A 19,914-nucleotide genomic window follows, 5' to 3' on the forward strand; every position below is an offset into this window, starting at 1 on the left:
ATTAAATATAAAAAATTCTTTTACGGGTCGTATCATATGTTCATGTTTGAATACCCTTTATGCATTTCCTGATTCCTCCATATCTATTTTTTAAAACCTGAATCCGGTTGAATATCTCAAAAAGGGATAGGACCTGGTAAAGTCAGGATAGTTCTGATAATTACCTTGTAAACTAAAGTGTCCCAATTCAAGTGTAAAAAAAAGATTATCCCTGGGTTCTAACCTAAACTCATTGGTTACGGTGTTCAGAAAAAAATCAGAACGGTTCCCATTTAATGTTTTAAACCAGCCTCCCCGGTATTGAAGGCTATAAAAAAACTTTTTATTGAAACTCATTTCCGTACCGGCATGATAACCGATACCGGGGCCATAATCATAATTTCTGCCTTCGCCATAATAAAGGTATACATCCGGAACAGCAGCGAGTACAATCAAACTTCCTCCTGCTGTTGTTTTTAACTGATTTCTGGGATTCTTTGTTTTCCAGTCGGAGATAATGCTATAGCGAAAACTTTGTGCTCCATATTCAAAAGCATTGTTTTTCAGAAAATCGTAGTTCATACTGATAACGCCCATATGGCTTGCCTTATCCGTTGATCTCATCTTCCACCGACGCAGATAACCCGTAACAGCGAGTGTATTGATATAACCTGAATCAGCTGCACCCGCTTCTGCAGTTACTGCAAAACTACTGAACGGTATTTTAGAGGCTTCATTGGCATTACCATATAACACCCTCAGGCGCAGATAGAATTCATTATTACCCCTGCGCTTAAAAAAGTCTTTTGTTTTCTCACTAAAAAATCTGCCCCCATAATCCATAAATGTGTGTACCAGTTTGGGTCTTACCTGCTGCGATGAAAAGGGTTGTACCCTTCCCCACTTTCTGTCGATTATCCTGTTTAAGCCATTCACCGGATTCAACAGCAGGCCGAGAATTTCCTGCGTGGTTCTTTTAAAACCCCGTGCAGACGGATCGATCAGCGCATTTGATAAACGAAAAGTCATTTCGCCCAGTGATATCCCTCCCAGACTTGTATTGATAAAATCGTTGGGGGCAGGCACATGTGTTTCGCCTGCTACTTCCCAAAACAAACTACCTGCAAAAGCGGCAGGTGCTGATCCCCAGAAATTATAGCCATTGGTTCGCAGGGTATTGAAGTAAAGATTGCCATGAAAAGGATGCGCAAACTGATTGGTTTGAAAAGAATTATCGTCCCACTCCCAGGAAGATGGTTGTACATTATGTGACAGACTTTTGAAGGATATTTTGGCAAAATCTGCTTTACGCACAAAGCGGTTGATAGACCATGGTACAGCCTGTGTTACCAGCAGCTCTGTAACACCTCTCACAGCTCTTTTGTGTCCGATAATAATATCCTGTTTCGCCGGATTAAAGAGGCTTGTATCTGATGTTTGTGCCCATAACCTTTCCATATCTGTAACAGTCGCCATGATCAGCATCAAGCAGAGGATCACAGAACGGCATTGATGATATGAATATCTGTTCCCCTTCATTTTATTGATTTGCTGTTCTTAAAAAATGAAATACGGTAACTCGCATTTACACCTATCATAGTGAGCTTATTCACACCTGCATCTTTCAGGTTACCCTGCTGATAACGAACCGATACATCCAGATGCGGCCATATGAAACCAAAACTTTGTGCCCAGGTGAAATTCGCATCTGTACGCTGCTCTTTCTGTCCCAATGCAGCTACTTTGATGGTATAAATACCTGTTCCGGCCTGCGTCTCTGAATAGAAATGGTTGATATACCTTCTGTAGCCGAATAAAACTGGTATAATAGTATACCTGGATGAAAAGTCAAAACCCGGATTCAGCACATCGTCTTTGATATTGAATGAATAAAAACCCATACTAAAACTTCCCTGATCACCCGACTTACCTGTTAACAACCATTTCATCAATGCACTTCCACCGGGCTGGTATACTTTCGAAAAATTACCGGTGGGAAAAGCTAGTTCAGCACCGGCTATCATATCCACCCTCCCTTTTTGAGCAGATAGATGAATCGCAGAAAAGAAAATTAAAAAAATGCTTGCTGCTATTTTCATGAGGGTGTCGGCTGATTTAATCTTTGTATTCTTTTTGTATAGTGTCCAGTGTTTTTTGTGCCGAAAGTCTGGCCCCTTTTAACAACTCCAGCATGGTACGAAAAGATAGTTGATAAAACGCTCTTTCGCCAACAGCTTCGGTTAACAGTAATTTACCTGCAGCAGTTAAAGGCACAGGTTCATTGGTACTTTTTTTCAATTGTACAAAATCGAATAAGCGGAAATAATATTGTTGACTCAGTACTTCCGTTGTCATTACATTTACTTGCAACTGAAATTTTCGGATGGCCTGATCGTATCGCATGATCTGATTGGCAACTTCTTTTTCTTCAATCAACCTTAGCGCCCCTGCATTTTTCAACTGTTGAATGGTTCTGTCATCATAACTAAAATCTTCAAAACCTATATAATTTGTCCATAAACGATAGGCTTCTCTGGAATCGGTCTTTATGGCTTCACCCGACAATAGACCGATGAGGGTATCTAATCCTTTTTCTGCTCTGCTCCAGTCTGCCAGCAAGCGATCCATTTGCCGGATATCGGAACTGATATCTTCCTGAATGGAATGGATGTATTCTCTTTCCTGCTTATGTTCTATGCTGTTATGCACCTGCATTTCTGCAAAGAATCCGCACAAAACTGCCAGAAACAACATAAAAAACTCTTTCAGACTTTCCTTCCATCCGGAACCTTGTTCATGCTTGTGATGATGATGTACCTCCATACTATATTTTATTGCATCTTTTATTTCTTACCGATACATACAGTTATCATTCTTCTCGTATACTGCTTAGTACCCATTGATACCCAGCTTCGCCTCTGATCATTTTATAACTGATGTACCTTGTTTTGGTAAGTCCCTGTTTGTCTATCACCGTAAACCTACGTTGAAGGATATTTTCCACAACAGCAAATTCATCTTTACCCTGATAACCTTTCGATGCCACTGAATCATCCTGAATATCAGGAAATGAAATCATACTCATCGACCGGCCCTTGTTCACTGATAATCCAATCACATCTCCTTTTTTTTCGGCTGAGCGTGTTCTTGTATAAATTAGTAATTCCGGATAACCGTCGCTGTTTATGTCTTCCATTTCTGCATTTACCAAATACCTGTCTGTTAAACCAATCCGGAAACGGGCAGTGTCTTTGGAAAGTCCATAAGGTGTTACCAACAGGTACACCAGCGAGCCTTTCTTTTGTGTAGTAACATCGAAAGATATATTCTGTAGTGTGAGAAATTTTGAATAAATGCGAGGGTCGATCTGCGAAGCTTCGAGATTATTTTTTTGTCTGATGTAGTTCCCTGCGAAACTTGCACCACCTGAACAATAATAATAGAGTGCATTCGCATCTTCCTGCTTTTCCGGCTGTATCTGTAACAATGAATCTTTGAATACCAATAGTATATTGGTTCCATTTACAACAGCCCGTAGTGTGCTGTCATCGAGTATTCCTGCTTCTGCATCAAAAAAGCAGGTTGCTTTTTTTCGGTCAGCTCTCGATCGAACCGAAATATGATAGGCACTATCTTCTCCTTTACTGATGATGATGCCTATCCAGTCCCAGCCTTCATTTCTTTTTGCATAAGCATTGTCTGCATAATGTCCGATAAACGGATCACGCTCGCCGGATGTATTTCCGGGCTGCTCATCTGTTTCATTTGTGCATGCGGATGCAAAAAAAATGAGTATCATCAGGCTAAAACACCTGCAATATTTGCTCATGGCATAGGTTTGGTTGTTGCGCGAAACGTTATTGGAAAATAAGAATTTTAGATGAAATAAATAAGTAAACAGATGCTTTTATGCGCTTCCTCAACCCTAAATGTTCACTCATTATTTCACAAATAACGCCTCCAGTTAAACAAAACCCTTATCCCCGCAAACCAAACCTGCTGTAAAGCCGGCGCAGTTGCTGTTGAAGGAGCCAGTAACCTTACCCGATGAGGAATATCTGTACCGGTATACAACTGTAATAAAATACCCGATGACTGATTGGCTGTAAAACTTTTATAAGGTCTGTATTCAATAACAGGGAATTCAATTTTAGTAGATCGGTATTCAATAAGGATCGCCTGATTATTGTTATCAGGTAAAATCAGGTAATCACGTGGCGAGCGAAGTCCATATAATGAAACACCCATCTCTCTGCCTAAAATTATCTGAAAACGCCCTATGCCTGTATGAAGTGCAGACTGCCATGGAATAAGTCCGCCATTGACGGCGGCTATGGCCATTTTTTTATACAGCTTCGGTGCCAGTAATCCCAGCACGGGTGCTGCCAGAATAAGATCACCCGGAATGATACAGAAGGGCATGCGTAAACGAAGATTATAAGCTGAGCGGGCAGGAATGGCAGATGTGATGGCATTGGTAGCCACTGCTCCTCCACTGTAAAATATATTGTTACTGGATGAGGATTCCTGTTTCCATCCTGCATCAATAAATATCAATCCATCACCCGATTGGTTCACCACACCATCTAATCCCAATCCGAAACGGATATTGGCTTCCAAACCGCCCAATGCACCTGCTTCGTTTTGATCAGGTCCAAATCCACCAGAAACAGACATCCCGCTGATACCCGTACTGATGCCAATAAAAGGTCCCAGTTCAGCCCGGAAACGTGGCAATGAACCGGCACCACTTGCCAGCCCTGGGATAGGGGTCATTGATACCATTTCATTGATCATAGCTGTATCAAACGAAAAATCAGGCATGGTTGTATTGGTACAAACATTAAATCCGTCGGGATTTCTGTCTCCAGGCCCCAATGGCATCTGACTGTTCAGTACAACGGAAAACAATTGGGTAAGACTTTGGCTCACCACAGTGGATACAAGCTGAATGTCCTCTTCTGTTATATAAGCATCCCCTTTCACTACTTTTCTTTTACCTGCCCAGGTTTCTATTTCAAGTCCCTCTTCGTTATAATGATCATGTGTACCCTTTTGCAATGCAGCCCCACCCCAGGAACCAGCAATATGTCCGGCAGCAAATGCATCCTGAAGAAAATGTATAGCAAAAGCTTCATCGGCCAATGCGGCAATCAGTAAAGAAGTATGCCCGGGTGTTTGTTCAGACTCATGCCAGTAATTCCAGAGTTTCTGCATGGCCAGTTGATGAAAATACGTATATACACCCATCGCATTGAGTGATGCACCCTTCCTGGTACATTGTTGAATATATTGGATCAATGAAATTTCTGTAGTGTTTCTGGGCAATAAAAAGTGTACACTGTTTACCCCTGCGCGACTTGCATAGGCGTCATCTTTTTTTAACAACTGCATATCAGACATCCGGAGATAATTGGAACGCTGGCTGTTATTTTTGGCTGATAGCAATCGTTCACCCAGTTTCACGCCTACTTCATTTACCCCTGATATCCAGGTACTATTGGTTATTGTATGGAGCATTTCAGCAGGAGAACAACTATGATCTCCTGCAATAGCAGGCCATGCAGCAAAATCGAGTAACCGAACTTTTTCACTTTTTGCAGTGTCTATTACTGAAATACTGAATCGATTCTTATACTGCTGCTGCGCAAGGCTCCACAAGAAATTCAAGGTATTTCTTTGCTGATAAGATAGCTTTTGAATTGCTGCAATCGTAATCAGTCTGTGTTCAGGATATACCCAGGCATATATTCGTTGCGGATACACAAAGGTTATACACGCAAACAATACCGCAATCCTGCAACCGGAGTGCCAAAACCTGCCTGCAAAAATTGAATACGATAGCATTTCAGGAAAGTTACTGAATATATAAATTGGCTGGTAAGTATAACCACATAGTTTTAGGGAAACCGTATGCCATAGTTTTTCATGCTGATATTATTTTCTAACTTACCCTTATGAAATGGCTATTCTTTATCGTTGTTCTAATATGTAAAGATTTACAGGCCCAACCTACACTCATCGTATTGGGTACCGTACAGGATGCAGGCTCTCCTCAAATTGGCTGTACCAAAGACTGCTGCCAACAACTGTTTACCAGACCTGACCATAGCCGAAAAGTTGTTTCATTGGGACTGATTGATAAAGAAAACCGCAGTACTTATTTATTGGAAGCGAGCCCTGATATCGCTGCACAGTTACGCTTACTTAAAAAATATTCCAATAAGCCTCATGATTTTCCTGATGGCATTTTTCTTTCCCATGCACATATCGGGCATTATACAGGTTTGATGTACCTGGGTAAAGAAGCGGCGAATGCCCAGCGAATAGCGGTATACAGTATGCCACGCATGAAAGAATATTTATCACAAAACGGACCCTGGAGTCAACTGGTGAGCCAGCAGAATATCGTACTTCAAACACTTACCAATGAAAAAACGGTTAGGTTAAACGCCTCTTTGGATGTTACACCTTTACAGGTGCCTCATCGGGATGAATATTCAGAAACCGTTGGCTATCTTATCAAAGGGCCCGATAAAAGTGCTTTGTTTATTCCTGATATTGACAAATGGGAAAAATGGGAGCGCAATATAGACTCATTAATTGCCACTGTAGATTATGCATTTATTGACGCTACATTCTTCGATGCAAAAGAAATCAATAACAGAGATATCAAAACCATACCCCACCCCTTTGTTATTGAAAGTATGCAGCGCTTTGCTCACTTATCGCTGAATGATAGAAGAAAGATTCATTTTATTCACTTTAACCACACCAATCCACTTTTGATAAAAAGCAGTTCAGCGGTTAAGAAAGTATTGGCAGCCGGATTTAGGATTGCATCAATGGGAGATGTTTTTAAATTATAAACCGACTTGCTATACTTCCAGTTCGAAAAGACTCACTTTGTCTAATTTATAATGATCGGGCAAAGTACTGGTATCTTTTAATGCCACCATTCCCAGGAAACGGAAACCACTATCCTGATAGTGTTGTATGAGTTTCTGATTCTCTCCTACTGTATCCAGCCGCACGTATTTACAATCCTGCTCCTTTGCATACCCTTTTGCCCAGTTCACAATTTCTTTCACCAGATGTCTACCCCTGAATGCCGGCACTGTGGTAATACGGTGTATGTAAATAGAGGGGTCGGCATCTTTTTCTTCCCATATCTGCGGATCATTAAAGGTAATGGCCCATATACAAGCCAGTTCTCCATCTATCATCATTTTCCATTGCCTGCCTTCTTCAATTTCATTGATTACCATATTTCTATCAAACTCGGGGAAATGCACCCAGAATCTCTCTTTCATATACCCGGCAGCCATTCTGTATAAACTGAAAATAGTATCTAAGTCTGCGAGCGTGCTGTTTTGTATTTGCATATGGTAAAATTAGCAGGTCTGGTAAATTGAAAAGAATGATAAATGACAAACGGCTTTGCACAACCACTACCTTCCAGATTTGGCTATTTTCAGAGGTATTTTCTTGTCTTATAAAATGAGGTTTTTCTCCCGCCCGAATGCTTTGATCGCTCTACAGGCAAAGGATACAAATGCCCACGTACCAAGGATGTTATTTAGCAAAAAAAACGTATCTTTATATAGTACGATGTAAGTACCAGACAACTTATAACAGGTTGGTTCAGGATTTATTTTCAGACTGCAGGAGATGAATACAATCATGCAGGGCCTCTTTCCATTCCCGCATCACAATGCCATAATCCTTACTGATTTTACCCGTATCCATTACCGAATAAGCAGGTCTTTTGGCAGGTGTCGGATATTCTGCAGTTGTAATACCCTTGACGTTACAAGCAAGCTGAGCTTCTGTTGCAATGGCTTTCGCAAAATCGCACCAGTTGGTAATGCCTGCATTACTGAAGTGAAAAATACCATAGTGCTTATTACCGGCCTCCAGTTGCTGAATGATTTGTATAATGGCAGCCGCAAGATCATGTGCATAAGTTGGTGACCCGGTTTGATCTGCTACTACATTCAATGATTCACGGTCTTTCATCAAACGTATCATTGTTTTTACAAAATTGTTACCATGCGAACTGAATACCCATGAAGTTCTGATAATAATGGTTGCCGGATTATTTGTCAGCGCCAATTGCTCGCCAGCCCGTTTACTGTAACCATAATAATTAACCGGATCTGTTGGCTCATTCACAGGATATGGTTTTGTTCCATTTCCATTAAATACATAATCGGTAGATATCGTAATAAGTGTAGCATTTAGTTTTCTGCAGGCATCTGCCATGGCACCTGTGGCCGCTGCATTTACCTGATAGGCCATTGCCTGTTCTGTTTCAGCTTTATCTACAGCCGTATACGCTGCACAATTAATACAATAGGCAGGGCGGTATTTTTCGATACAGGTTTGTATCGATAGGTTGTCGGATAGATCCAATTCAGTCCGACCTAAAAAAACGAAATCAAATGAATGATACGCAGCTGCCAGTTGAGAAAGTTCCCAACCCAGCTGACCATTTTTACCTGTTACGAGAATAAGCGGCTTAGACATATGATCAGTTAAACTCTTTGGGTTGTCTGGACCATTCTTCTTTGGGCAGTGACTTAAAATATTCGTAGGTTTTTTTCAGTCCTTCTGCTCTGTCAATTACAGGCTCCCATCCCAGTAGTTCCTTTGCTTTTGTAATATCTGGTCTGCGCTGTTTGGGGTCATCGACCGGTAAAGGTTTGTGTATGATTTTTACAGAAGAACCGGTAAGTTTCAATACTTCTTCGGCAAATGCGAGTAAGGTTATTTCATTGGGGTTACCAATATTTACAGGCAATGCATAATCGCTCATCAACAGGCGATAGATGCCTTCTATCAGGTCATCCACATAACAAAATGAACGGGTTTGGGTACCATCACCAAATACGGTAAGATCTTCTCCTCTCAAAGCCTGTCCGATAAATGCAGGTAAGGCCCTGCCATCGTTCAAACGCATTCTTGGCCCATATGTATTGAATATGCGTACGATTCTTGTCTCCACCCCATGATAGGTATGATAAGCCATGGTAATAGATTCCATAAATCGCTTGGCTTCATCATACACGCCTCTGGGGCCCACAGGATTTACATTTCCCCAGTATTCTTCTGTTTGTGGATGTACGAGCGGATCACCATATACTTCACTTGTTGAGGCTACCAGTATCCTGGCTTTTTTTTCTTTGGCAAGCCCCAGGCAATTGTGCGTACCTAAAGCACCTACTTTCAGTGTTTGAATCGGTATTTTCAGGTAATCAATCGGACTGGCTGGCGAGGCAAAATGAAGTATGTAATCCAGATGCCCCGGCACATGAATAAATTTGGTTACATCATGGTGAAAGAACTCAAAGTCTGGCAGGCTGAAGAGGTGTTCAATATTCTTCATGTCGCCGGTAATAAGGTTATCCATTCCGATAACATGGTAGCCTTCTTTTATAAAACGGTCACAGAGATGTGAACCCAGAAAGCCAGCAGCACCTGTTATGAGTATTCTTTTTTTTGACATAATCTATGGTTGTTGATCCATCACTATCAGATATGGATCATGGTCTGTTCACTATCAACTATTTCCTGCCAATACTTTCGTAATAATAACCCATATTTTTCATCTGTTTTACATCAAACAGGTTACGTCCGTCGAATATGGCTTTGCTTTTTAACCGTGCCTCCATCATTTCAAAATCAGGCGTACGAAACTCACTCCATTCTGTTGCAATAATTAAAGCATCGGCTTCATTGAGTGCATCATACTGGCTATTGGCATATTGTATCTGATCGCCCAATAACTGTTTTACATTGGACATCGCTTCCGGATCAAAAGCAGTAACAGAAGCGCCTTTTTCAAGCAATACCCTGATCATTTCCAAAGCAGGTGCTTCTCTGATATCATCCGTATTGGGCTTAAATGCAAGCCCCCAGCATGCCAGTTTTTTACCCTTTAACTGATGATCAAAATACTGTTCTATTTTTTCAACCATGTGCAGTTTTTGATGGGCATTCACCTGTTCTACTGCTTTTAGTATTTTAAAATCATAACTGATTTCTTCTGCCGACCTTATCAAGGCCTGTACATCTTTGGGGAAACAACTTCCTCCATAACCGATACCGGGAAAAAGAAAACGCTTACCGATCCTGTCGTCACTACCAATACCCCTGCGCACCATATCCACATCGGCTCCCATTCGCTCACAGAGTTGTGCAATTTCGTTCATGAAGGATATCTTGGTAGCCAGAAACGAATTAGCAGCGTATTTGGTAAGTTCTGCAGAACGTTCATCCATATAGATAATGGGATTACCCTGACGTACAAAAGGTGCAAACAGATCACCCATTATTTTCCTTGCGCGTTCAGAATCGGTACCCACCACTACCCGATCTGGTTTCATAAAATCATCCACGGCCACCCCTTCTCTAAGGAACTCAGGATTACTTACCACGTCGAATTCGCCTTTATAATTGAGCGCAATGGCTTCTTTTACTTTATCTGCCGTACCTACAGGTACGGTGCTTTTATCAACAATGACTTTATAAGCAGTCATGATTTTACCCAGGTCTTCGGCTACCCCAAGAACGTATTTAAGATCTGCTGCACCATCTGCACCGGGAGGTGTGGGTAAGGCCAGAAATACAATCTCTGCTTCACTGATACCCGTTGCCAGATCGATTGTAAATTTTAATCGCCCCTCTTTGAGGTTACGAAGAAATATTTTTTCCAGCCCGGGTTCGTAGATCGTTATCTGTCCTTCAGATAAACGTTTTACTTTAGATACATCAATATCAATACAGGTAACTTTATTCCCTGTTTCTGCAAAACAGGTTCCTGTTACAAGTCCAACATATCCCGTTCCAACAACTGCAATCTTCATTCCTTATTTATTTACAAAATTTAATACATGCGCTGTTATGTACTCCAGTTGATCGGCATCCATTTCCGTATGCACCGGTAAAGAAATGACTCTTTCTGTAAGCCAGTCTGTAGTGGCAAGATCATAGGCAGGCAATGCAAAACTTTTAAACATATCCTGTTTATGCCCCGGAACAGGATAATAGATCATAGATGGAATTTTATGATCTGCCAAATAGGCAACCAGTTCATCTCTGTTTACACCATTCAGCAGCAGGGTATACTGATGATATACGTGCGAACTATATGATGCTACATATGGTGTGGTAATTTTTTCGTTGCCGGCAAATGCATCATTGTAATAGGCCGCAACAGACTGCCGGGCCGCATTGTATTGATCCAGTTTTTTTAGTTTAATATTCAGTATGGCAGCCTGAATACTATCCAATCTCGAATTACAGCCCACTACCTCGTGGTAATATCTTTTCTGTTGTCCGTGGTTGGCCACCATCTTCAACTGTTGGGCCAGTGCATCATCATTGGTAAAAATGGCACCGCCATCTCCGTAGGCCCCCAAATTTTTACTGGGATAAAAGGAAGTTGCACCGATGGTTCCCATGGTACCCGTTTTTTGAACCGTACCATCGGAAAATGTATAATTACAACCTATTGCCTGTGCATTGTCTTCTATGACATAGAGATTATATTCTTTCGCTATTGCGAGAATTTCTTCCATGGGTGCAGCATGACCGTATAAATGCACCGGAACAATGGCTTTGGTTTTGGATGTTATGGCTTTACGCAATGCTTCCGGATCCATACAAAAAGTGCGGGGATCTACTTCCACAAATACAGGCGTTAACCTTAACAAGGCCACTACTTCTGTAGTAGCGATATAAGTAAAAGAGGGTGTTATTACTTCATCACCGGGTTGTAAACCCAGCGCCATCATAGCAATCTGCAACGCATCCGTACCATTGGCACAGGGAATCGTATGTTTCACACCAAGGTATTCATTCAATCCACTGGCAAAATCCTGAACCGCTTTTCCGCCAATATAGGCAGCCGAGTTTAATACTTCCTGAATAGCAGCATCTACGTCTGTTTTAATTTGTTCATACTGCCTCTTTGTATCCACCATCTGTATGGGTCGCATGCTTTCTGTGCTTTAGGGGGCAAAATTACTGTAAAAAAGCTCAGCTTATTGCCACCTACCTTATCATCAAAATGGTTTTCAAGCCGTTTAAGTTGTTATTTTGTACTTATAAATTATTGCTATTGCGTTTATTGTACCGGTTATTTGTATGGGTATACCCCAAAGCCGCATGGTTATTATCTTTTTATAACCCTAAGGCCCGGCTTTGGATAGCCGGCAGAAAACAACAGTTCCGTAAACTCGCTATGATTTTCCATACCAACCAAAAACCAGTGGTATGGATGCATTGCTCATCATTGGGCGAATTTGAACAGGGCAAACCCATTCTGGAAAAAGTTAAGCAGCAATTCCCGCAATATTTTATACTGGTCAGTTTTTTCTCCCCTTCCGGTTATGAAATCAGAAAAAATGATCCGGTAGCCGATCATGTCTGCTACCTTCCCATGGACCGTCCCTACAATGCTGTAAGGTTTTTAAATATTGTACAGCCCTCACTGGTATTTTTTGTGAAATATGAATTCTGGCATTATTACCTCGATGAAATCAAACAAAGAAATATTCCCTTACTACTGGTATCGGGTGTATTCAGAAACGATCAGCCATTTTTTAAGTGGTATGGAAATTTTCACCGGAATATGCTGCAAAAATTTTCCCATTTATTTCTTCAGAACACATTTTCAGCAGATCTCTTACAGCAAATCGAAATGAAAACAGATTTCTCTGTAGCGGGTGATACACGTTTCGACCGTGTACTGCAAATTGCCGGCAGGTTTGAAGAAATTGCTCCCATTACTTCCTTTTGTGGCGACCATCCGGTAATTGTTGCGGGCAGTACCTGGACAGAAGATGATGAAGCACTGGATCATTTTGCCAATACTTACGCTGATATTCGTTTTATCATAGCCCCACATGATATTGATGAAGACCGACTAAAAGAATGCGAACAACTTTATGAAAGAAGTATCCGTTATTCGGTATGGGCAGCTCAGCCTGAAGCAGGCCAGAACAAAAATGTACTGATCATGGATAATATGGGTATGCTGAGTAAACTGTATCATTACGCTACTATTGCCTATATAGGGGGTGGTTTTGGCGATGATGGCATACACAATGCACTGGAAGCTGCTGTATTTTATAAACCTGTAGTTTTCGGTCCCGTTTACGATAAATACCAGGAAGCCATTGATCTGGTAGATGCGGGAGCAGGATTCAGTATTGAAGATGCTTTGGAATTGGAAGAGCAGCTGAAAGCATTATTATCCGATCAAACCCTTTTAAAAGAGTCTGGAACCATTGGGGGCAATTATGTAAGGGATAAAGCAGGTGCTACAAAAAAAATCCTTGATTATATTCACGCAAAACGTCTTCTTACCAACTGATCGAACATGCGCGCTGCTTCGCATTGATCATTCCATCCGAGTTTCACCTTCAATTCCCTTTCTATCCAGTATTGCGCTTCCGGATAAATGCTGAACCCATTGATGGTTTTCAGGCTTCTCTCATACATATTTTCATCACCGCGAAACAATTCATTCACAAAAAGATAGCGGTCATTAATCCCAACTGCTTTTTTAAGATCGCGTACAGGTGCACTTTGTAATACCGTGGCTACTTCTACCTTTTCCTCTTTCAGTCTCTCATTTATTTCAGGTTGTTCATGCTGCGCCACCAGTAATTCATTCAACTCATATACTTCTTTCTGAGATTGAACAGATTGATGTACCATGGTAGGTATTTCAACCGGCATATTCATCATCCAGGGAATCGATACTTCTTTTTCAGCCGGTTCTGCTACAGGAACCATTTGTGCAGGTTCAAAAACTGGCTCTTCTACCGCTAAGCTTTCCTGAGGTGTTACTACTTCAGGGATAACAGGACCAACCGTACCATTCATATATGATGATGGCATCGTAACCGAAACCTTGCTTTTAATAGTAGAGGGCTGTTGCTGGAGAGCTGTTTGCAGTTCAGCCAGCAATAGACGTGTATTTACCAGCAGTTTTGCAGCATCAGCATCCTGCTCAAACTGCTCTTTCAATTTATTGATCAATGTGCCTACTCTTTCCATGGCATGATGATTTAGGGGGAGAAACACAAGTTACTAACGTTTTTTAGTACCATTTAGTATTTCTCCCCCTGTTTTTATTGCCATCCACCTCCCAGTGAACGATATAAATCGATCTGAGACTGCAGTAAAGTTTTATACGTAAGTACAGACTGTAACTGACTTTCAAGCGATCCCTGCTGTGCTGAGATCACTTCAAGATAAGATGCATACCCTGTTACGTATAGCTCCCGGGCCGTTACCACAGCCGATTCCAGCGCCTGTGCCTGCTTTTTTTTCAATTCATATACTTCCTCATTATTTACCACCGCAGCCATACTGGTAGCTACTTCATGATAAGCTTTTACAATGGTTTGCTGGTATTCATACCATAATTCAGCCTGCTGTGCCTCTGCTTCTTTTAACATTCCTTTGAGTCTTCCGCGGTTCCATACCGGTCCCGTAATACTACCCAGCAACCCGTACGCAACAGAACCGGGGGTTATCATTTGCGCGGCATTGAAGGAGTTGAATCCGATATAAGGTGTGATATTAAAAGAAGGCAGAAATGATTTCCGGGCAGCACTCAGTTCGGCACCTGCCGACATCAATTTCAGATCCGCAGCCTGTATATCGGGTCTGTTCACCATTAAATCTGAGGGAACACCCGTTTTTACCGTACCCGTCAATTTCAGGCTGAATAGAGATTTTTTTCGTTTTACTGGTTGTGGCAATCTACCCAGTAAACGATTTAACTCATTTTCTGTTTGCACAATGCTTTGCCTGATAACAGCAGAAAAACTCCTGGTGTTGTACAATTGAGCTTCAAATTGCTGAACCGCTAATTCATTGGCCCTCCCTCCTGCTTTCTGTATTTTCACTACGCTTAATGCATCTTCCTGAAGACGGATATTTTTCTCGAGAATTTCCATTTCACTATCCAGTGCCACCAATTCATAATACATATCGGCTACCTGCGCTACCAGTTGTGTTACCAGCCATTGACGTTCTTTTTCTGAAGCCAGTACTTTTGAGAAAGCGGCTTTTTTTCTGTCATTGAGCTTGCCCCATACATCCATTTCCCAGTTACTTTTTAAACCGAGAAAAAGATCAGGGGTCAATACCGGTATTCGCTGGTCTTTTGAAATATTGGGAGAAAGATTCGTATCGAAATTACCCACACCATCAATGGTATACTTACCAAACTTTGTAAATCCCGCCGATGCAACTGCTTCCAGCATAGGTAGTCTTGCATTGGCTGCGATATTCATCTGCGCCTTTGCCATACTGATTCGCTGTACCGCTTTCCGGAGATCGAAATTCTGTTTGAGTGCCACTTCTACCAACTGCAGCAAAGCAGTGTCTGCGAAAAAACTCCGCCAATCCATGTTCTGCATTTTTGAACTATCCTTACTACCCTTATAGGTAGCCGGCAATTCAATTTCCTTGAATGACTGTGTTGACTTTGGTATGGAACACCCCACCATGATCACAACAGAACAGACTATAATGTATATAGATGATTGTATTCTCAGTTTCATGAATAAATGATTTATCGATCAGTATATTGTTCAACATTTTCTTCCGTTACTGTTACCACTGTATTTTGGCTGTTACTTGTTTTTTCAGACAGCTGCGCAAATAAGTAGTAGAGTCCGGGTATTACAATGACGCCGAATAAGGTGCCAATCAACATTCCGGCTGCAGCAGCAGTACCAATAGAGCGGTTACCCATGGCACCTGCACCAGATGCAATACATAAAGGAATGAGCCCCGCTATAAAGGCAAAAGATGTCATAAGAATAGGTCTCAGCCTTGATACAGCCCCTTCAAGGGCAGCATCGATAATACGAAGTCCCTGTTTGCGCCGCAATATGGCAAACTCAACAATCAGAATGGCATTCTTTCCCAGCAAACCAATCAGCATCACCAGTGCTACCTGGGCATAGATATTGTTTTCCAGTCCGAATAATTTCAATCCCAGAAAAGCCCCAAATACACCTGCGGGTAAAGAAAGAATAACCGCCAAAGGCAAAAGGAAACTTTCATATTGCGCTGCAAGCAACAAATACACAAACAATAAACAGATAGCAAAAATGAAAACAGCCTGATTACCTGATAGTATCTGCTCTCTCGTCATACCAGACCATTCATAACTGAACCCTCGTGGCAAAGTTTTTTCTGCGGTTTCTTTCAATGTATTAATCGCATCGCCACTACTGTATCCCGGTGCTGCATCACCTGTAATAAGCGCAGAAGTGTACATATTGTATCTCGTTAGCTGTTCCGGACCGAATACCCTTTCCAGTTTTATGAACGTAGAATAAGATACCATTTCACCCCTGTCATTCTTTACATATAACTGAAGTATATCTTCCGGTTTTGAACGGTATTGCGGATAAGCCTGCACCATCACTTTGTACATTTGCCCGAAACGGATAAAGTTGGTAGCATAATAACTGCCTATCAGTGTTTGGAGTGTGCTCATGGCATTTTCGATGGTAACACCTTTTTGCGCTGCCATATCCTGATCTACATGTATCATATATTGCGGAAAGGAAGGATCGAAGCTGGTAAATGCAGCCCCTATGACTTTTGTTTTTTTCAGTGTATCAATCAATGCGTTGGCCACTGCAGCTGTTTTTGTAAGGTCGCCGGATCCTGTTTTATCAAGAATACGCATTTCAAAACCACTCGCATTACCAAAACCCGGAACAGTTGGCGGAGGAAAAAACTCAATATCGGCATCTTTGATATGTGCGGTTTTCTGTTTCAGCAATGTAATGATCTCATTCACCGATTCGGTTCTTTCCTTCCAGGGCTTCAGGTTAATCATAGCCATTCCATAGGAGGCCCCTGCCACTTCTGTTACAAGACTATAACCTGAAAGTGTAGATATATTTTCAATGGCTCCGATACCCTTCACCGATTCCTGCATCTCATTCATTACGGCTGCTGTTCTTTCCACTGTAGAGCCAGCCGGCGTAGTTACATTCACATATACCATACCCTGGTCTTCTGTTGGAATAAACCCTCCCGGCAATACAGCTGAAATACCCCATGTTGCCATAAAAAATACAACCAATAGTGACAATGTAACCACCCTTTTTCCGGCGATGGCCTTCAAAAGTTTTTGGTATCGGGAAGAAGTACTGTCGTACCTTTTATTGAACCCTGCGAAAAAGCGTTGCAGCCAGTTTTTCTTAGCCGGCAGGTGCTGATGTTTTAACATAATGGCACATAAGGCCGGTGTAAGTGTTACTGCATTAATACCTGAAATAACAATGGAAATAGCCAGCGTGAGTGAAAACTGACGGTAAAACACGCCAACCGGCCCCGAGAGAAAGGCAACTGGCACAAACACGGCCGACATCACCAGTGTAATGGCAACCAATGCGCCACTTATCTCCTTCATGGCTGCAATGGTTGCATCCATGGCCGACATATGGTATTCCTGCATTTTAACGTGTACGGCTTCCACCACCACAATGGCGTTATCTACCACAATTCCAATGGCAAGTACAAGTGCAAACAAGGTCAATAGATTAATGGAGAAACCAAGTAGCTGCATAAAACAAAGCGTACCGATCAATGCAACCGGTACGGCCAATGCAGGAATAAGTGTGGACCTGAAATCCTGCAGGAATAAAAATACCACGATAAATACCAGTATAAAAGCTTCAAATAATGTTTTGATTACTTCTTTAATAGAAGCATCCAGAAAGCGTGATACATCATACGCAAAATTGTATTTCATGCCGGGAGGAAAAGCAGTTGCCTTCAACTCTTCCATCCGTTTTTTTACGTTATTAATAACATCTCTTGCATTTGAACCGGGGCGTTGCTTCAGCATAATGGATGCTGAAGGTTTTCCATCCGTCTTCGATTCCATACTATAGGTCATGGAACCAAATTCAACATCTGCAATATCTTTTAACCGCAATACAGACCCATTTGACTCGGCTCTTATTACAATATTTTCATACTGTACAGCTTCTGATTTTTTTCCGGTATAACGCAAAACATATTGCAATGATCCGGCATCCATACCAGAGCTTTCGCCTGTTTTACCAGGTGCCGCTTCAACATTCTGATTCCGCAAAGCATCTACCACATCCTGTGCTGAAATATTATATGAAAGCATCCGATCGGGTTTCAGCCATACCCGCATGGCATACTCTCTCGATCCCATAATCTCAGCAAAACCTACCCCATCAATACGCTTCAACTCCTGAAGAATATTGATATCCGCAAAATTGTAAATGAATTGTTCATCAGCAGTTGTATCCTCACTCATGATATTGAGGTATAACAACATGCTGTTTACTTCTTTCTCGGTAGTTACCCCGGCCTTAATGACTTCTTCTGGCAACTCATCCAATACAGTTGTTACCCTGTTCTGAACGTTTACAGCTGCCTGATCGGGGTCTGTACCTACTTTAAAAGCAATGGAAATCAGTGTAATCCCATTGTTACTGGATACCGACGACATGTAAGTCATGCCGGGTACACCATTGATCGCTCTTTCAAGCGGTGTAGCAACGGCTTTGGCACATACTTCAGCATTTGCTCCGGTATACTTAGCCGTTACAGTAACAGAGGGCGGAACAATATCTGGAAACTGCGTAACAGGCAATGTAAATAAAGCCAGTAATCCTAACAGGGTTATTAATAAAGAAATCACCAGCGACAACACGGGCCGCTTAATAAATATTTCGAACATGACTGTTTATTTGGAATAAGCAATAAAGTTGGCTTCTGTAATCATACGCGGACTGATCTTCATACCATCACGGATATTCTTCACACCTTCGTACACGATTCTTTCTCCAGGCTGAATACCCTGCTCTACGATATAAAAATCAGCTACCCGGTTTCGATAGGTAAAGCCCCGCATCTTCACTATATTATCATTGCCTACTACAAATACATAGTTCTTATCCTGTATTTCAAACACTGATTTTTGCGGAATCAACATGGCATCTTTTACCACGCTGGTTAATCTGATTTTCCCGGATGCACCGTGTTTCAGTAATTTAGATGGATTCGGGAACCGGGCACGAAACGCAATGGCACCGGTATTTTCATTGATCTCCCCATCCATGGTTTCAATACGCCCTCTCTGCGGATATTCTGTTCCGTCTGACAATACCAGTTGAATGGCCTCTTCTCGTGAGGATGCGTTTGATTTATCTTTTCTGAATCGCAGATATTCACTTTCAGATACATGGAAATAAGCGAACACATCATGTATATCAGAAATAGTTGTAAGTAATGCGCCCGGATCAATCAGACTTCCTATTTTCAAGGGTATACGGTCTATTACACCATCGAAGGGAGACTTAATACTGGTGAATGATAATTTATTCTGTGCACTTGCCAGTTCAGCATTGGCTTCTTCCACTTTAGCTTTAGCAGCCCTCAGTTTGGCAGATGCAAGTTCAAACTCGGTGGAAGAAATCACTTTCTTATCCACCAGCATCTTGATCCGATCAACTTCCAGTTCAGCTGCTTTTGCCTCTGCTACTGCATTTGATACATTGGCTTTTGCCTTGGCCACTTCGGTTACGTATTCAAGGTCATTAATCTGAAAAAGGAGTTGACCTTTCTTTACCTCCTTTCCTTCATCTACAAATATATTTTCGAGAAAGCCATGCACCCTTGCACGGATTTCTACATTGCGTACAGCCTGTATTTCAGAAACATATTCTGTAAGTAACAGGGTATCTTTTTTCTGAATCGCCAAAACCGGCAGTTCAGTATTTTCATTTTGATTTTGCTGACCGTTGTTTTTGTCCTTACAGGACATAAAAAATATAACCAGAAAATATACGAGGGGTAAAAATGATCTCATTGTACTTTTTGATAACTGTGAATGGAATAAATACA

The 19,914-nt window shown here is 41.6% G+C and carries 16 protein-coding genes; 2 read left to right on the plus strand and 14 right to left on the minus strand.

Features of this window, described 5'->3' with window-relative positions; genetic code table 11:
• Window positions 1–90 precede the first annotated feature (90 nt).
• From BC659_RS14240 to BC659_RS14260, 5 genes are all read right to left on the minus strand, one after another.
• Window positions 91–1,518 (minus strand): DUF3943 domain-containing protein, encoded by a 1,428-nt coding sequence (locus BC659_RS14240; RefSeq protein WP_133475486.1) that lies wholly within the window; start codon window positions 1,516–1,518, stop codon window positions 91–93.
• Window positions 1,515–2,078 carry a hypothetical protein gene (locus tag BC659_RS14245; protein ID WP_133475487.1) on the minus strand — a complete coding sequence of 188 codons (564 nt, stop codon included), beginning with the start codon at window positions 2,076–2,078 and terminating at the stop codon, window positions 1,515–1,517. Before BC659_RS14245 ends, BC659_RS14240 begins: the two co-directional genes overlap by 4 nt.
• Window positions 2,079–2,094: 16 nt before the next feature.
• Window positions 2,095–2,802, minus strand: coding sequence for a hypothetical protein (locus BC659_RS14250; RefSeq protein ID WP_133475488.1), 708 nt, complete (start codon window positions 2,800–2,802; stop codon window positions 2,095–2,097).
• A gap of 46 nt (window positions 2,803–2,848) precedes the next feature.
• Window positions 2,849–3,808: a hypothetical protein gene (locus tag BC659_RS14255; protein ID WP_133475489.1), complete on the minus strand. Its 960-nt coding sequence runs from the start codon at window positions 3,806–3,808 to the stop codon at window positions 2,849–2,851.
• 116 nt (window positions 3,809–3,924) lie between these two features.
• Window positions 3,925–5,826 carry a hypothetical protein gene (locus BC659_RS14260; RefSeq protein ID WP_133475490.1) on the minus strand — a complete coding sequence of 634 codons (1,902 nt, stop codon included), beginning with the start codon at window positions 5,824–5,826 and terminating at the stop codon, window positions 3,925–3,927.
• Between the two features lie 110 nt (window positions 5,827–5,936).
• Between BC659_RS14260 and BC659_RS14265 the strand changes: the two genes are divergently transcribed.
• On the plus strand, window positions 5,937–6,848 hold the full coding sequence (locus BC659_RS14265) for an MBL fold metallo-hydrolase (protein ID WP_133475491.1): 912 nt from the start codon (window positions 5,937–5,939) through the stop codon (window positions 6,846–6,848).
• A gap of 9 nt (window positions 6,849–6,857) precedes the next feature.
• On the opposite strand, the gene BC659_RS14270 is transcribed toward BC659_RS14265, so the two are convergent.
• The 5 genes from BC659_RS14270 to BC659_RS14290 form a co-directional block, all read right to left on the minus strand.
• A complete protein-coding gene (locus BC659_RS14270; protein WP_133475492.1) occupies window positions 6,858–7,364 on the minus strand; it encodes a GNAT family N-acetyltransferase in 507 nt (168 codons plus the stop codon).
• A 259-nt stretch (window positions 7,365–7,623) separates the two neighbouring features.
• Window positions 7,624–8,508, minus strand: coding sequence for a dTDP-4-dehydrorhamnose reductase (gene rfbD, locus BC659_RS14275; RefSeq protein ID WP_133475493.1), 885 nt, complete (start codon window positions 8,506–8,508; stop codon window positions 7,624–7,626).
• A gap of 4 nt (window positions 8,509–8,512) precedes the next feature.
• Entirely contained in the window at window positions 8,513–9,487 is a 975-nt protein-coding gene (locus BC659_RS14280) for a UDP-glucuronic acid decarboxylase family protein (protein WP_133475494.1), read from the minus strand.
• Window positions 9,488–9,545: 58 nt separating this feature from the next.
• Window positions 9,546–10,847: a UDP-glucose dehydrogenase family protein gene (locus BC659_RS14285; RefSeq protein ID WP_133475495.1), complete on the minus strand. Its 1,302-nt coding sequence runs from the start codon at window positions 10,845–10,847 to the stop codon at window positions 9,546–9,548.
• Between the two features lie 3 nt (window positions 10,848–10,850).
• Complete coding sequence (locus BC659_RS14290; RefSeq protein WP_133475496.1) at window positions 10,851–11,981, minus strand: DegT/DnrJ/EryC1/StrS family aminotransferase; 1,131 nt, start codon at window positions 11,979–11,981, stop codon at window positions 10,851–10,853.
• 122 nt (window positions 11,982–12,103) lie between these two features.
• On the opposite strand from BC659_RS14290, the gene BC659_RS14295 reads away from it, so the two are divergent.
• Window positions 12,104–13,360, plus strand: coding sequence for a 3-deoxy-D-manno-octulosonic acid transferase (locus tag BC659_RS14295; RefSeq protein WP_246027152.1), 1,257 nt, complete (start codon window positions 12,104–12,106; stop codon window positions 13,358–13,360).
• Here the strand turns inward: BC659_RS14295 and BC659_RS14300 are convergent.
• From BC659_RS14300 to BC659_RS14315, 4 genes are all read right to left on the minus strand, one after another.
• Complete coding sequence (locus BC659_RS14300) at window positions 13,333–14,049, minus strand: hypothetical protein (protein WP_133475498.1); 717 nt, start codon at window positions 14,047–14,049, stop codon at window positions 13,333–13,335. The genes BC659_RS14295 and BC659_RS14300 overlap by 28 nt on opposite strands.
• A 74-nt stretch (window positions 14,050–14,123) precedes the next feature.
• On the minus strand, window positions 14,124–15,566 hold the full coding sequence (locus tag BC659_RS14305; protein ID WP_133475499.1) for a TolC family protein: 1,443 nt from the start codon (window positions 15,564–15,566) through the stop codon (window positions 14,124–14,126).
• 11 nt (window positions 15,567–15,577) lie between these two features.
• Window positions 15,578–18,748 carry an efflux RND transporter permease subunit gene (locus BC659_RS14310; protein WP_133475500.1) on the minus strand — a complete coding sequence of 1,057 codons (3,171 nt, stop codon included), beginning with the start codon at window positions 18,746–18,748 and terminating at the stop codon, window positions 15,578–15,580.
• A 6-nt stretch (window positions 18,749–18,754) separates the two neighbouring features.
• Window positions 18,755–19,771: an efflux RND transporter periplasmic adaptor subunit gene (locus BC659_RS14315; protein WP_211340794.1), complete on the minus strand. Its 1,017-nt coding sequence runs from the start codon at window positions 19,769–19,771 to the stop codon at window positions 18,755–18,757.
• Window positions 19,772–19,914: the final 143 nt, after the last annotated feature.

It is taken from the genome of Sediminibacterium goheungense (genome assembly GCF_004361915.1).
In the GTDB taxonomy this organism is placed as follows: domain Bacteria; phylum Bacteroidota; class Bacteroidia; order Chitinophagales; family Chitinophagaceae; genus Sediminibacterium; species Sediminibacterium goheungense.